This window comes from Catenuloplanes nepalensis (assembly GCF_030811575.1).
Lineage (GTDB): Bacteria > Actinomycetota > Actinomycetes > Mycobacteriales > Micromonosporaceae > Catenuloplanes > Catenuloplanes nepalensis.
Map to the genome: position 1 here is coordinate 1696025 of NZ_JAUSRA010000001.1, position 13985 is coordinate 1710009.

13 protein-coding genes and 1 tRNA gene are annotated in these 13985 nt (G+C 67.2%); 12 read left to right on the forward strand and 2 right to left on the reverse strand.

Going from position 1 to position 13985, the window contains the following annotated elements:
- Positions 1 to 88: 88 nt before the first annotated feature.
- Together J2S43_RS07045 and J2S43_RS07050 are read right to left on the reverse strand one after the other, a co-directional pair.
- Positions 89 to 1579 carry a UDP-N-acetylmuramoyl-L-alanyl-D-glutamate--2,6-diaminopimelate ligase gene (locus tag J2S43_RS07045; RefSeq protein ID WP_306827796.1) on the reverse strand — a complete coding sequence of 497 codons (1491 nt, stop codon included), beginning with the start codon at positions 1577 to 1579 and terminating at the stop codon, positions 89 to 91.
- Between the two features lie 66 nt (positions 1580 to 1645).
- On the reverse strand, positions 1646 to 2617 hold the full coding sequence (locus tag J2S43_RS07050) for a lipid II:glycine glycyltransferase FemX (protein ID WP_306827797.1): 972 nt from the start codon (positions 2615 to 2617) through the stop codon (positions 1646 to 1648).
- Between the two features lie 263 nt (positions 2618 to 2880).
- Between J2S43_RS07050 and J2S43_RS07055 the strand changes: the two genes are divergently transcribed.
- The 12 genes from J2S43_RS07055 (at position 2881) to J2S43_RS07110 (ending at position 13967) form a co-directional block, all read left to right on the forward strand.
- Positions 2881 to 2964 (forward strand) — tRNA-Leu (locus J2S43_RS07055).
- 201 nt (positions 2965 to 3165) lie between these two features.
- Positions 3166 to 3525 (forward strand): AbrB/MazE/SpoVT family DNA-binding domain-containing protein, encoded by a 360-nt coding sequence (locus J2S43_RS07060; protein WP_306827798.1) that lies wholly within the window; start codon positions 3166 to 3168, stop codon positions 3523 to 3525.
- On the forward strand, positions 3522 to 4538 hold the full coding sequence (locus J2S43_RS07065) for a tyrosine-type recombinase/integrase (protein WP_306827799.1): 1017 nt from the start codon (positions 3522 to 3524) through the stop codon (positions 4536 to 4538). Before J2S43_RS07060 ends, J2S43_RS07065 begins: the two co-directional genes overlap by 4 nt.
- Positions 4539 to 4795: 257 nt before the next feature.
- Complete coding sequence (locus J2S43_RS07070) at positions 4796 to 6451, forward strand: IS1634 family transposase (RefSeq protein WP_306827800.1); 1656 nt, start codon at positions 4796 to 4798, stop codon at positions 6449 to 6451.
- Positions 6452 to 6632: 181 nt separating this feature from the next.
- Positions 6633 to 6755 (forward strand): hypothetical protein, encoded by a 123-nt coding sequence (locus tag J2S43_RS07075; protein WP_306827801.1) that lies wholly within the window; start codon positions 6633 to 6635, stop codon positions 6753 to 6755.
- Complete coding sequence (locus tag J2S43_RS07080; RefSeq protein WP_306827802.1) at positions 6752 to 6964, forward strand: hypothetical protein; 213 nt, start codon at positions 6752 to 6754, stop codon at positions 6962 to 6964. Before J2S43_RS07075 ends, J2S43_RS07080 begins: the two co-directional genes overlap by 4 nt.
- Positions 6957 to 7592: a hypothetical protein gene (locus J2S43_RS07085; RefSeq protein WP_306827803.1), complete on the forward strand. Its 636-nt coding sequence runs from the start codon at positions 6957 to 6959 to the stop codon at positions 7590 to 7592. Before J2S43_RS07080 ends, J2S43_RS07085 begins: the two co-directional genes overlap by 8 nt.
- A gap of 335 nt (positions 7593 to 7927) precedes the next feature.
- Positions 7928 to 10123 (forward strand): GTPase domain-containing protein, encoded by a 2196-nt coding sequence (locus tag J2S43_RS07090; RefSeq protein WP_306827804.1) that lies wholly within the window; start codon positions 7928 to 7930, stop codon positions 10121 to 10123.
- A complete protein-coding gene (locus tag J2S43_RS07095; protein WP_306827805.1) occupies positions 10101 to 11819 on the forward strand; it encodes a GTPase in 1719 nt (572 codons plus the stop codon). Before J2S43_RS07090 ends, J2S43_RS07095 begins: the two co-directional genes overlap by 23 nt.
- Positions 11820 to 12298: 479 nt before the next feature.
- Positions 12299 to 13051: an ISAs1 family transposase gene (locus tag J2S43_RS07100; protein ID WP_306839221.1), complete on the forward strand. Its 753-nt coding sequence runs from the start codon at positions 12299 to 12301 to the stop codon at positions 13049 to 13051.
- A 147-nt stretch (positions 13052 to 13198) separates the two neighbouring features.
- The gene (locus J2S43_RS07105) at positions 13199 to 13363 is read left to right on the forward strand and encodes a hypothetical protein (RefSeq protein ID WP_306827806.1); all 165 of its coding nucleotides are present in this window, start codon (positions 13199 to 13201) and stop codon (positions 13361 to 13363) included.
- A complete protein-coding gene (locus J2S43_RS07110) occupies positions 13356 to 13967 on the forward strand; it encodes a DUF6879 family protein (protein WP_306827807.1) in 612 nt (203 codons plus the stop codon). Before J2S43_RS07105 ends, J2S43_RS07110 begins: the two co-directional genes overlap by 8 nt.
- Positions 13968 to 13985: the final 18 nt, after the last annotated feature.

Genomic DNA, 13985 nt, shown 5'->3' on the forward strand with positions numbered 1-13985 from the left:
TGCCGCCGGAAGCGGGAAAATCCGCTTCTGAGGTCTTATCGGGGTTGGTCTTGGCGGCGGGACGGATGCCCCGCCGCCAAGGTATGGGTCAGGACCAGCCGAGGTCGGCGAGGGCGCGGCGGGCCTCGCGGGCGTCGTTCCAGTCGATGTTGCCGCCGGCGAGGGCCTGGTACTCCTCGTGGCCCTTTCCGGCGAGGAGCACGGTGTCGCCGGGTGCGGCGTCGGCGAGCAGCTCGCGGAGTGCGTCGGCGCGGTCGATGACCACGCGGACGTCGGAGGTGCCGGCTTCGGCCTCGCGGCTGCCGGCGACGATCTCGGCGGAGATCGCGGCCGGGTCCTCGTGGGCCGGGTTGTCGGAGGTCACCATGACCACGTCGGCGATGCTCGCGGCGATCCTGCCCATCGGGCGGCGGTTGCCGGAGTCACGGCCGCCGGCGTGACCGAACAGCACCATCAGGCGGCCCTTGGTCTGGGCGCGCAGCGTGCGCAGGACGGTCTCCAGCGCGTGCGGGGTGTGCGCGAAGTCGACGAACACCTCGAACGGCTGGCCGGCGGCGACGGTCTGCATGCGGCCCTCGACGGTCGCGTACTCGGCGGCGGCGACGACCGCGTCGAGTTCGCCGCCGAGACCGACCGTGGTGGCGGTCGCGGCCAGCCAGTTCATCACGTTCATCTTCCCGGGCATCGCCGAGATCATCTCGCGGCGGCCCCAGGGGGTGAACATGGTGAACCGGGAGCGGTCACCGTCCACGCGCAGGTTCTCGGCCCACAGATCAAGACCATTTGACTCCAGGCCGTACGTGTAGAGCGTGTCCGGCCCGCCGCTGGCGATCAGCTTCCACCACGGGTCGTCCGCGTTGACCACGCCGAACGAGTCCGGCCCGCGCATCGCCGCCATCGCGAACAGGTGCGCCTTGGCCTTGGCGTAGTTCTCCATCGTGCCGTGGAAGTCCAGGTGCTCCGGCGTCAGGTTGGTGAACACCGCGGCCGAGAACGGCACGCCACGCACCCGGTCCAGCTGCAGCGCGTGCGAGCTGACCTCGGTCACCGCGGCCTTGCAGCCGGCCGAGACCATCTGGGCGAGCATCCGCTGCAGCTCACCGGCTTCCGGGGTGGTGAAGCCGTAGTAGACCGGCGGGTTGCCGCCGCCGGTGGTCATGCCCACGGTGGTGAGCCTCCCGGTCCGCATCCCGGCCTGCTCCAGCGCCGCGTGGATCAGATGCGACGTGGTGGTCTTGCCGTCCGTGCCGGTGACGCCGACCATCTTCATGTGGTCGCCCGGGTGCTGATAGACCGCGACCGCGAGATCGGCCAGGGCCGCGCGCGCGGACGGCACCCGCACCACCGCGGCGTCGCCGTCGAGCTCGACCGGGCCTTCGGTGACCACGGCGGCCGCGCCGCGCTCCAGCGCCTGCGTGACGAAGCCGCGGGCGTCGTGTTTCGCGCCCGGTATCGCCACGAACAGGTCACCGGGCGACACTCGCCGGGAGTCGTGGGTTATGCCGGAAACCTCACGGGTGGCGTCGCCCTGCACGAGCGTGGCGGCGGGGACCTCCGCGAGAACCTCATTCAGGTGCACCGTCGTCGTCCTCACTGTTTCTGCCCTGTCGGTCACTGCTTCCCTGTACCTCACGTGCCCTGCGCGTCACTGCTGGGCGGGAGCCAGGCCGAGACAGGGCATCTCCCAGGTGCCGAGGTACTGCCGGTAGCGGCCGCCGAACGACTGCTTGAACTCGGTGAACCCGGCCCACGGGTGATCCGGCTCGTCCTTGGGCGCCGCGCCGACGAAGTCGAAGACCTGCTGTCCGCGTTCCTGCGCCTCCAGCACCATTGTCGCCAGCATGACGGTCCCGGAGTGCAGTTTCCGCGCTTCCAGAAGGCTGCCGGAGTGCGCGTAATAGCGGGTCGTGGGGCTCTCGTAGACGATCGCCGCCGCGATCGGCTGCTCGCCGTGCTTCGTGATGTAGATCGTCCCCGCGCCCCGCTCCAGCAGCGTCTTCGTCTGCCGCCGGTAGTACTCGTCGTCGTGCGGAATCATCCCCGTGTGATTCGACACGTCGTGGATCATCTGAAGGAGAATCTCGACGTCGTCCGGGTTCGTGCTGGAAACGACGGAGATATCCTTCTTGTACGCGTTACGCCAGCGGTTACGCACGTTCGGCGCGAACTCGAGGACCAGCTGATCCTTGGTCTTGCCCGGCAGGTCCTGCACCCAGGTCAGCCCCGGCTGCATGTTCCGCTTCGACGGAAAATGCCCCAGCTTGACCAGGTCGTCCTTGGTGACCGGCGCCCACGGCTCGACCCGGATGAAACCGGCGCCCTCCCGCCTGCCCAGATCCTGCAGCGCCTCGACCGCCCGCTCCAGCGCGGTCAGATCATCGGCGACCGGCCCGTAGGGGCAGTAGAGACGGCAGGCGTCCCCCGCCCGCTCCACGATCACCAGGCACTGCCAGCCCTCACCACGGCCGAAATAGACCTCACGCCCGTTCGCCCGCTGGAACGCCGCCCAGTGGCTGCTCTGCAGGAAGTGCCCGTCCCGCGGCTGCGCGAAGAGTTGCCGGTCCCACGCCTCCTCGTCGGTTACGCTCTGCCACGTTTCGGTTGTTGTCTGTGACATAAAACCCTGCCGTCCGGTCCCTGTGTCGAAGACGAGCCGCCCTACATGTTCGGCGGTGTCGGCGCCCAAGCATTCCCTACCGTGCTATCAGAGCACCGCCATACCCTCCCCGCCACCGCCCGTTCGGCGATTACCTGGAGTGATGAGGAGGAGTGGGTGCCCCCGGTGAAGGCAGACGTCCGGACCGTGTAAAGTTCCCTCCTGTGCGGCGCTGAAGAGCGCGGAACCGGAAACGGAACCGAGGCGGCAACACCGTAGTGCAAGTCCGGGTGGCGGAATGGCAGACGCGCTAGCTTGAGGTGCTAGTACCCGTATAGGGTGTGGGGGTTCAAGTCCCCCCTCGGACACAGTTTCATGGGTTTTGTGCACAAAATGCGGGCTCCGTGGTCAGAGGTACCTGACCACCGGGCCCTGTTCTATTTCCCGGACATCTCCGCGGGGCGGGGGTGGTCGTGGTGAGCGGGCGAGTTGTACAGCCTGTTATCCCTCGGACGGAGTCTCCGGGTTCGGTTCCTGCTAGGCGTGGGCCGCTGCCGTTGGCGCGGCTGGTGCAGGTACGTGACGGCCAGGTGGTCTACGGATGCAGCACGGTCGACCTGAACGGGCGGGTTGCCGATCGGGCGGTGTTCGGTGCGCTGGACTGGCCGGTCGGGACGCGTCTGGAGATTCGTGAGAGCGGCGGTCTGATCGTCGTCTGCGCGGATGAGCAGGGTGTGTTCCGGGTGACAGGACGGGATCGGCTGCTGATTCCGGCGGCGGCGCGGCAGTGGTGCCGGCTCTCGCCGGGCGATCGAGTGCTGCTGGCCGCTGATCCTGTGGGTCGTCGCCTTGTCGTCTATCCGCCAGCGGTGCTCGATGTGCTGGTCGGCCAAGCCCTCGACGACGCGTTCGGCGGTGACGGGCGATGAGCACGTCGCAAGCGGGACAGGCGGAGTTGGCTGCGGCGCGGTTGATGCTGGAGCGGATGGGGATCTCGCCGGAGGATCTGGCGCTGGCGCCGGAGTCCCGGGTGGGGGTGCCGACGTTCGCTGAGTATGTGCCGGTGGTGGCGGCCGGGGTGACGCCGGGGACGTTGAAGGCGTACGGGTCGTATTGGAACAAGGTCGTCCACGTGTGGGGGGCGCGGCGGATCGACGAGCCGAGTCCGTCGGATATCGAGCGACTTGTTGAGGAGGTCAAGCTGCAGGTGGTGGCGCGCCGGAATGCTCGGGGTGGCCGTGGTGCGGCGGAGTCGTTGATCGCGGCGCTGCGGTGTCTGTATCGGCGGGCGGCCGCGGACGGGCACATCAGAGACGGGGACAATCCGGCGCTGAAGGTCGCCAAGCCGCGGCGGTTGCCGAGTACCCGGCGGGCGATTGCGGATACCCGGTTGGAGGAGATCAATCGGGTGGCGGCGTCGACGGGGGATGATCCGGAGCTGGATTCGATGTTGCTGCGGCTGCATACCGAGACGGCGTGTCGTCGTGCCGGGGCGTTGGCGCTGCGGCCGGAGGATCTTGACTCGGATCAGTGTCTGATCTTTCTTCGGGAGAAGGGTGGCACCGTGCGATGGCAGCCGGTGTCGCCGACGTTGATGCAGCATCTGCTCCGGCATGGTCTGGAGCGGGGTGCGGCTCGGGGTGCGGCGCTGCTGCGCTACCGGAACGGGGGACCGTTGACGTATCGACGGTATGACCATCTGTGGGTACGGGTCGGCGAACGTCTGCCGTGGGTGCATACGCAGCAGATCAGCACCCACTGGCTGCGGCACACCACGCTGACGTGGGTCGAGCGGAACTTCGGCTTCTCGGTTGCCCGCGCCTACGCCGGTCATGCGGAGGGCGGCAATGTGGCTGCCACCGCGACGTACGTCCGCGCCACGCTCCAGGAAGTCTGTGCAGCGCTCGCGCAGCTGACCGGAGAGCCGCACCCTCTCGCCTGATCTGTCCCTACGCCTCGGTGCGGGTATCGCGGATACCCGCACCGAGGAAAGGAATTTGCTGGGTCCGCATCATGTCAAGCGGCGATGTGCGCGTCCCGCTGTATTTGGCGTCGTGCGCTCGATGCCCATCGGGTGACGCGGGCTGCAGCGGCGTGTTGCGGGCAGCGGCGCGAGACGGTCTTCCCTAGACCTGTACTTCGCACATGCTTTGGAGTGAATGCCCGTCACTCTGATCAAGATCGATGTGTTGGACGGGTATGGGTGTGCCTCGTCGTAGTGCTGTGCGTCCTCGTGCCGAGTTGGTCGAGGGTGTGGTGCTGGAGAAACGTCTCGGTTCGTTGCCGGTGATCGCGGATTTCTGCCGCCGGATCGACATCGCCGGGATCATCGACGGGCTGTGCCCGATCCGTGATATCGCTCTTGCGACGCATGGTCAGGTCATCGAGGTCCTGATCGCGAACCGGCTGACGAACCCGTCCGCGATGGCCGGGATCGCTGACTGGGCGCGGGCGTGGGCGGTCCCGGAGGTGTACGGGATCGCCGCGTCCGCGTTCGGCGACGACCGGCTCGGCCGGGCGCTGGACGCGGTCGCCGAGCACACGGACACCATCGTCGGCACGGTCGGCGCGGCGGCGATCGACAGGTTCGGTATCGACGTGACCCGGCTGCACTGGGACATGACCTCGATCTCGCTCTGCGGCGCCTACGATCACAGCGATCCCGAATACCCGCAGCCGGGCTGGGGACACCCGAAAGACCGGCGCCCGGACCTGAAACAGATCCAAGCCGGGATCGCGGTCAGCGCTGACGGGGCGGTCCCGGTGTTTCATCAGGTCTACGACGGCGGCGCCGGTGAGGTCGCTCAGGTCGTCGAGGCCATGCACGCCCTGCAGAAACTGGCCGCCACGCCCGAATTCCTGATGGTCGGCGACTCGAAACTGATCTCTTACGGCAACGTCACCGCGATGACCGACGCCCGGGTCAGGTTCCTCGCCCCGCTGGCCGCGTCCCGGGTCCCGGCCGGTTTGTTCGCCGGTATCGACCCGGCGAGCACCACAACAGTGGACTACATCGCCCAGCGAGACACCCACAAGCCAGCCGGCCGGCGCTGCGCCTACCGGGTCACCGAAGACGTCATGGACCTGCCCGGCCCCCGCAGAACCGACCCGGTGCACCAGATCCGCCGGATCCTGGTCCACTCCACCGCGAACCAGAACGCCGCCGAGGCCGCCCGGCAACTGAAACTCGGCAAAGCCCGCACCGAACTCGACACCCTGACCCGCACCGCCGGCACACGGCACCACCCCGACACCACCGCCGTCACCGCAAAAGCCGTCCAGATCAGCAAGAAACGCCGTGTCAGCGCCTACCTGCGCACCACCATCACCACCGACCCGAACACCGACAAACCCACCTTCGCCTGGCACTTCGACCAGACCGCAATCGACGCCGAAGCCGCCACCGACGGCTGGTACGCACTCCTGACCAACCTCGACCCCACCGACGCCGACCCCACCGAAATCCTGCACCGCTACAAAGGCCAGAACACCGTCGAACAGCGCTACTCCACGATCAAAGGACCCCTCGCCGTCGCACCCCTATTCCTGCAAACCAACCGCAGGATCACCGCCCTGATCACCATCATCTGCCTGGCCCTGCTCATCTTCAGCCTCATCGAACGCGAAGTCCGCCTCCGCCTCGCCGAACAAGACCGCCACCACATGACCGGCTTCTACGCCTACGACAACCGCGCCGTCAGACCCACCGCACGACTCATCCTCCACGCCCTGCACGACCTACGACTCATCCCCGCCCACAACCGGCAACCACCCAAAATCCCCCAACCCGGCTGGCTCCAAGCCCAACTCCTCGCCCTACTCAACGTCGACCCCACCCGACCACGCTGGCTATAACGGCAGTCCACAACCATGTGCGAAGTCCAGGCCTAGACTCCCGCATGTTGTGGAACGCGTCCAGGTGTTCTGCTCGGAGCGTGGACATGTCGTCGGTGTGCTGGGAGCTGCGTTCGTGATCCAGGCAAAACTGGTCGGGGACAGGATTCCGCAGATCATTCGGGATCGTGGACAGACCCCGGTGACGAGAGTTGCGTCCGCCGGCGAGTACCGGCAGCTACTCGAGGACAAGCTGCAGTGGGAACTGCACGTTCTGCGGATGCGTGACCAGTACGGCGGGAAGGTGCGGGGGGTCGGGTCGTGACCAGCGAGCAGGTCGCCGCCTTCGAGTCCGATGCGCCGCTGCCGGAGATCTACACCTACGGGACATCGACGATGTACCAGGCCGTGTACGGCGACGACGGCGTCCTGGACCACGTCCGGCGAACAGCACGACCGCCACGATCGAGCCACGTAAGCCTCGTGCGCCGCGGAAGCCGCGCCCCGACGGCCGTACTCTGCGCGCATGATTGAAGATCCGCTACTTGAACTCGAGGATGGCCTCCGCTACTGGAAGACTCGCCCGAAGTGGCCCGCCGACCTGCACAACAGCTTTTACCGGCGGCGAGCGGAAATCACCGACGGCCTGTTTACCGACACCTGGTGGAAGCAGACGCTGCGCGACCTCCACGCGTGGATCGCTACCCGCAATGCTCGCCATTCCGATCTAACCGAGCGGTTCTGCCACCACCGCACGGACCTGCAGCACGCATGGGCGTCGGTGATCGCACCGAATCTCGCCGGAGACATCACCACCGTTACCTGGGAACAGGTCTGCGACCTTCCCGCGCTGGGCGCACGGATCAAACCGACCGCCTCGGGGTCCGGGGTGTTTCCGTCGAAGCTGTCGCACTTCATCGCCCCGGCCCTGTTTCCGGTGCTGGACCAGACCGCGCTGCCCGGCGGTCAGGGCAGCTATGCCGGCTACTTCGATCTGGTGCGCCAAACCTGGGCCGGCACGCGCGCCGCAGACCGGGCCGCGCTGCAGGAACGGCTTACTGCCGAGATTACGAATGCTGGCCACGATGAACCCATCACGGGGTATCCGTTCGTGAACAAGATCGTGGAGTTGCGCCTCATCGGCCGGCATCACCCGGCCTGAGGCCCACCAGTGAATACGGGTCCAGGTAAACGTCGTCGACTCCTACGCGTCCGACTACACGGCCCAGTCGAGGCTCGAAGCTCTCCGAGAGCAGAGGGCGTGCCCCCGGCGGCGCGTAGCCCTCTGCATGGTCGAACGGTGACGGCCACTGAGACCCGGTATGTCGGTGGGCGCATATACGGTGTGCCCGTGCTCAGGGGGAGGCAGGCGCGCAAGCTACTGCGCGGGGTGATGGCGACTTGTCCGCATACGGCGGGTAAACGGTCATTAAGGAATGTCCGGAGCGACGTCTCACCGGCCCTGCCACGGTTGTCCGGTGCGACCGAGGTTCAACCGTGACCGGGCGGATCCCCGGCCGGCCCGGCGCGCCGGATCAGGAGTCGGTAGGAGTGCGGACAGCCGGGGCGGAAACGTCGTCGATGGCCGTGCCCGAGGCGTTCCGGGCGCTGTTGGTGGCCGGTGGGCGGGATGCGTCTCGCATCCTGGCGCAGGCGGCGCAGGACATAGACACACAGAGCAGCGGGAGTGAACACAGAGGGTCGCTCGGCGACGCCGTCGAGGTCCTGCGTGACAGTTCGGTACGCATCGAGGCCGTCCGCGACCTGCTCGCGGACCGTGATGTCGAACGACCCTTTCGCGTCGTCCTGATGGGCCGGACGATGGCCGGTAAGAGCACCCTGTTCGAGTACCTGTCCGCCGGCGACGGGACACGCGTCGGCGACGGCAGGCAGCGCTACTCCCGGGACTTCTGTGTCCGGGTCGCGAAGAAGATCGGTGTCGAGATCGTCGACACTCCGGGCGTCGGCGCCACGGACGGCGAAGAGGACTACGAGGTCGCGTTCGGTCAGGTCGCGGACGCGGATTTGGTCCTCTGGGTGGCCACCGACCAGGCCACGCAGGAACAGACCGGACACGCGCTCGAACGGCTGGCCGACCTCGGCAAGCCGATCCTCGTCGCTATGAACTGTCTCACCGACGTCACGGACGAGATCGGGCTGATGGACATGCTCGAGGAGCCCTACCGTGTGTTCGCCGATGCGGAGGGCAACCTGGCTCCGATCCGCCGTCACCTCTCGCGCGCCGGCGGGCGTTACCTCGACGCGGTGGCGATCCACGCCCAGGCGGCCCGACTGGCTTCCACTGGCGAGTTGGACGCCGACGAAGCCCGCATCCTGCACGCCAACAGCCGCATCGATGCCCTGGTCGGGGCACTGCGCCTGCAAGCGGAGAGCACCCGCGAACAGCGGCGGATCATCAGCATCTGCGACGGTCTGCGCCTGGCGCTGCTGGACGCCGCCGGCGCGCTGGCGGACGCGCGCATCACGGCGTCCGCGGCGCTGAAGGCGAGCATGGGGATGCAACTCGAGTTCCGTACCCGAGCGGTGCGACGCGTCGACGACGCGCACGAGGAACTCACCGCCGCCTTCGCGGCAGCCGTCACCGCCCGCGAACGCTGGGCCGAGACCGTCGACGTCGACCAGGACCTGGACAAGATCAACCAACGGCTGAACGGCGAGATCGCCGCGCTCCGCGCCGAACTCGGGCGCTCCGTCGCCGACACCGGACGGCGGCTGCGGGCCGACCTCAAGGACATCGCCGTCGACGTGGCTGACGACTGGGCGGGGCTCGCCGTCGATGGTTTCCGTGATCTTGACGGCGCCGGCGCGGTCTGGGGTAATCGCGCGGTCAAAACCGGTGGGCGTTTCGCCCTGGGGCTGGGCGGGCTCGCCCTGGGCGCGAAGGCCGGCGCGGCCGCTGGCACTCTCCTGGGGCCGGGTCTCGGCACCGCGATCAGTGTGGTCGCTGGCGGCACCATCGGCATCGCCTCCAGCCTGCTGGGAGCCGACCGGCTCATCGACTGGATCGGCGACAGGACGTTCCGCAGTGCCGCGGAGATCCGTAAACGCCGCCGTCGCAAGATCCGCGACCAGATGTCCGAGCGGCTCACGAAGCTCAAGGGAGATCTCGTACCGGCCGCAGAGAGGGTGCGACGCGGCTGGCTCGACGCCGTCGAGGAGGAAGTCGCCCGGCAGTACGCCGCGAGCGCCGTGCTCGAGCGCTCCCTCGCGGTGTTGCAGCGTGCCGCGTCGGAAGAGATCGAGCCGGCGATCGCCCGGATCGACACCGAACTCGCCTGCGAGCTCCTGCGCGGCACGGGCCGTGAGACGGTGGCGTCCGCCGTCATCCGGGCCACCCGCTGGAGGGGCGCGGGCATCGCGGTCGAGCTCCCACGGTCGGCCTTCAGCGAACTCGAACTCTCCCCGGCGGCGGAGTGCGTGGAACGGATCGTGCCCACGTCGGTGGAGGGATCGGCGAGCACTGGCGCGCTGCAGATCATCCGGCACCTGGCGGGACGCGAGGTGACCGTCCACGAGACGGGCCCGGACAGCCTGGAGGTCGTCCTGGACGAGCCCGTGGCCGCCGGGGTCCAGGAGGCATGGCGTGCTCTCGCCCGCGTTCATACCGGTGTCGACGTGCGGATCAGGGAAACGGTCGAAGGAGGCCTTCGTGACGAATGTCCTCGTGCATGAACTGCCAATGCGTGCCCAGGAGCTGATGCCACGCCTGCAGCACGTCCTGCGATCGGGGTCCGGCGCGCTCGCCGGTGAGATGCTCGCCCGTGCCCGCATCGAATCCCGCCAGAAGCCGCGGATGGTCCTGACCGGGCAGTTCAGCAGCGGCAAGTCGAGCCTGATCAAAGCGTTGACCGACGGGGCCGTGGATCCGGTCATCGACGCGGACATCGCCACTGACGCCGTCACCGAATACGAATGGGACGGCGCGGTGGTGCTCGTCGACACACCCGGTGTCCAGTCGGGTCTGCGCAGCCACGACGAGCTGGCCTCCGAGGCGATCAGCGAGGCAGATTTCATCCTGTTCGTCATCACCGTGAACCTCTTCGACGACGCCTCCCGCGACTACCTGCGGCGCCTGGCGAACGGTCTGCAGCTGTTCGGGCAGATGATCGTGGTGATCACCCAGGCCGGCAAGCAGACCGCGGCCAAAGGCGTGCGCGACAAGGCGGTCCAGGACGCGCTCGGCACCTCGGCGTTCAACCTTCCGATCGCCGAGGTCGACTCCGTCTACTACCTGCGCAGTCTGGACGGCGGTGCCCGGGCCGAACTGCTGCGCACGCGCTCCGGCATCGACGACCTGCGCGCGCAGATCAACCAGATCAGTGAGGACCGGGGAGAAATCGCCCGACTCCGCCAGCCGCTGCACCTGATCCGCCAGCTGTGTGACGAGGCACAGCAGCTGTTCGTGGAGGACCCCCAGGTGCAGTCCGCGCTCGGCCTGCTCGCCGCGCAGCGTTCCGCGGTCTCCGACCGCCGCTACATGATTGAGAGGTCGTTGCTCACGGCCGAGACGGAGTTCAGATCAGCGTGCCTGGTCGACGTCACGGCATTCGTCGACACGGCGACGAGTCTCCGCACCGACGATGCACAGGCGAACGAGGCCCGCGACGCGGCCGAAGCACGGCTTTTGGAAGTACTCGAGCGCCATGCCGAGCAGCTCGCCCAAGCGATCAACCGGCTGACCGCGATGCAGTTCGACAAGTTCGTGGAACGACTGTCGGAGATCGGCGGCAGCAATCGAGCCCAACGCCTTCTATCGCCGCCCGCGAGTGATGTGGCGCTGGAGACGCCGCCCGGGGTGCAGACCACGCCGTCGGACCCATCCGCACGCCACCAGACCGTGCGGAACATGGACTGGCGGAGAGTCACCGATCAGATCACAAAGGGCCGGCAGTGGTGGGGTGCCGGAGACGGCCTCAAGAGCGCGTCAGGATCGGTCGGCCACAACCTCGTCAAGGACGTCGGCCACCTGTTCGGGAAGAAGTTCAAGCCCTGGGAGGCTCTGAAACTCGCTGACAGGATCGGCAAGGCCGCCAAGATCGGCGGCTTCGCGATACAGATCGGCCTGACTGGCTACGAAGTCTGGAGAGGCGAACGCGAAGCGCGCACCGCTCAGCTCCAGGACGAGCGTCGGCACGCAGCCTTCGTCACCGAGATCATGGGACACGCCGACAAGATCGCGGCCGACGCACGCCGGCAACTCTGGCAGATCATCGACCCACACATGGACGCCTTCCTCGCCGAGATCCAGGCCGCTCAGGACGAGATCCGCGGCGCCGACCAGGCGCGCGGGACTGCTGCTCAAGAACTGACCGCGATCGCATCGGAAGCGGATCGTCTCCTGACCGAGAGCTCTGCAGCCGGCGGGTAGTCGACGCGCTCGCTGACAAGCAGGTGTTGGTCGCGTTCAGGTACGAGCCCTGCAAGAACACCTCGCACCGCTACTGGTTCAGTGCAGCTGAGCGGGCCAATGCGGCCATGATCGAGGTGTAGGTGCGCTGGGCCGCGTCCTGTGTCTCTGGGGTGGTCCAGCTTCGCCGCTCGGCGTCAGTCGTGGTCAACTGCTCTCCTCCTATATCAGCGGTCACAGGGCAGGAGGTACCCAGGGTCATTGCGTAGTCGCGTAGTGGGTCTTGACCAGGTGATTTGAGGTGTGATCGGCCTCTGTGGAGGCGAAGAGAGCGGGTGGGATCGCGTAGGTGATCATGGAGTTACCACGCTTCAGGACCACCAGAAAGACCACACCCGCCGATGGCATCATCTCTCATCCCTGCACTCGCCGTAACAGCACCCACCCCCGCCAGCCCGGCCACGCCGGTTACCGACGGTGAACGTGCCGGGCTGTTGGACGTGCTCGCTGCGGTTCCCGATCCGCGTGATCCACGCGGGATCCGTTACCCGCTGACATCTCTGCTCGCAGTGGCGGTCTGTGCCGTTCTCGCCGGGGCGTCATCCTTAGCGGCGATCACCGACTGGCTCCACGACCTCGACGAAACCGGACAGGGCCGACTCGGGTTCACCGGTGGGATCCCGGCTGGCGCGACCGCCTGGCGGCTACTCACCCGCCTCGGCGACGACCTGCTCAGCATCATTCTCGCCAGGTGGCTCCACGCCCGCACCCCACTACCAGCCGCCCGTCCGGCCAGATATCGAACAGTGATCTCCGTCGACGGGAAGACACTCCGTGGCGCCCACCACCACGGACGCCAGGTTCATCTGCTGTCCGCCCTGGATACCAGCACCGGAATCGTCCTCGCCCAGATCACCGTCGAGGCGAAAAGCAACGAAATCCCGGCCTTCACCCCGCTCCTCGACGCCGTCGAGCGCGTCCTCGGGACTCCGGCAGGGGTGCTGTTCACCGCCGACGCCATGCACACCCAGACCGGTCACGCCGACGAGGTCCACCGCCGCGGAGCCCACCTGCAGGCGTATGGAGCGTGTGGAGTGCCAGGTGATCAGGGAAGAGTCGCCGCTTTCGCCAGAGTTGTTGATCGCGCAGTAGCCGCCCGAGCCCTGCTGGTCGATGCTCCCGCTCGGCCGACGATGGCGTCCTTCGCGGAAGCCCGCCGTTGTCAGCGCGTTGCTCCCATTCGTCGGTCATGATATGTTCACGCAGAGTAACTTGTCGCTCGGTTGTGAGGAATGATGACTCCACAGTGGGAAGCTGACTCCTCAGCCGCCTTTCTACGACGGCTGGGAAAGTCGTCACACGAGTTGGGGCAGACCTCGGGTGACGCTAGCTGCCCGGACATGTGGGAGCTCGACAACGGCGATGTCGTCGTCATCGGAACGGACCTGACCGAAGCGTATGGCGCGCGGCTGCCGGATGGTGTCAGCGTCGACCCGGGGGAGCGCTTGGTCGTGATCCCGCGCGCGACGATCCTCGCCGCCAAGGCGGACATCCCGGATGCCTGACCTTCTCGGCGATGCGCCGGGCGAGCGCCTGGAACTCGACGCCTACTACGCCGACTTTGACGAGAAGCTTTGGTCGACCTCCGCGCCCGGGTTTTGGAAGCTGGAACGGCAGCAGTTCTTCAAAGAGCCCGGAAATGCGAGCTGGGAAGCGTTCGCGAAGGGTGACTGGCAGGGGTCGATGCGCCTCATCGAAGCCGGCCGGTCGGACATGATCGACTACTACCGCAAGATTGAGGATCACGGCTTCGTCAATCGGCGGGTGCGTGTGGTCGAGCAGCCCATCATCCCGTATCTGCAGTGGGAACTGCACATCTTGCGGATGCGTGACCAGTACGGCGGGAAGGTGCGGGTCGTGACCGGCGAGCAGGTCGCCGGCTTCGAGTCTGATGCGCCGTTGCCGGAGATCTACACCCACGGGACATCGACGATGTATCAGGCAGTGTACGGCGATGACGGCGTCCTGGACCACGTCCGGCGCTTCGTCGACCATGCCCTTGTGACTCGCTGCCAGCGCTTTATTCAAGATCTGTATGAGGTCGGCCAGCCTTTGGAGCAGTTCTTCGCCGAGCACGTGGCGCCGCTTCCCCCGCCGCGTCAGCCGTAGCCGCCGACCTCATCTGTC

Bases quoted from the DNA above. Each gene is read 5' to 3' on its own strand.
- J2S43_RS07110 (WP_306827807.1), top strand. From the start codon at position 13,356: ATGCCTGACCTTCTCGGCGATGCGCCGGGCGAGCGCCTGGAACTCGAC.
- J2S43_RS07050 (WP_306827797.1), bottom strand. From the start codon at position 2,617: ATGTCACAGACAACAACCGAAACGTGGCAGAGCGTAACCGACGAGGAG.
- J2S43_RS07070 (WP_306827800.1), top strand. From the start codon at position 4,796: ATGGGTGTGCCTCGTCGTAGTGCTGTGCGTCCTCGTGCCGAGTTGGTC.
- J2S43_RS07105 (WP_306827806.1), top strand. From the start codon at position 13,199: ATGTGGGAGCTCGACAACGGCGATGTCGTCGTCATCGGAACGGACCTG.
- J2S43_RS07085 (WP_306827803.1), top strand. From the start codon at position 6,957: ATGATTGAAGATCCGCTACTTGAACTCGAGGATGGCCTCCGCTACTGG.
- J2S43_RS07065 (WP_306827799.1), top strand. From the start codon at position 3,522: ATGAGCACGTCGCAAGCGGGACAGGCGGAGTTGGCTGCGGCGCGGTTG.